A 281-nucleotide genomic window follows, 5' to 3' on the forward strand; every position below is an offset into this window, starting at 1 on the left:
TCGACCACTAGAGTTTCATCGTTTTCTACACCCGAAATCTCCCAAGATTCGCCAACGTTGGTTTCTTTGTAATCTTTGTTTAATACTGTTTTTAGTTTTTCGCCACCCCATATTCTATATTTAAAAAGTGGCGTGAATTTTAGTGGATATAAATCCATAAATCTATATGTGTTAGTTAAACGTTTTGCTTAGTAAAAATACTTATAAAGTATTAGACTACACATGGAACTTTAATGCATTAATATGGAAAATTACCATAAACCTTGGCCGAATTTAGCTTT

The 281-nt window shown here is 31.7% G+C and carries 1 pseudogene; it reads right to left on the reverse strand.

Going from position 1 to position 281, the window contains the following annotated elements:
• Positions 1–158, reverse strand: a pseudogene (locus J8281_RS19770) (mannose-6-phosphate isomerase); the annotation flags it as partial.
• Positions 159–281: the final 123 nt, after the last annotated feature.

It is taken from the genome of Aquimarina sp. U1-2 (genome assembly GCF_017897595.1).
Lineage (GTDB): Bacteria > Bacteroidota > Bacteroidia > Flavobacteriales > Flavobacteriaceae > Aquimarina.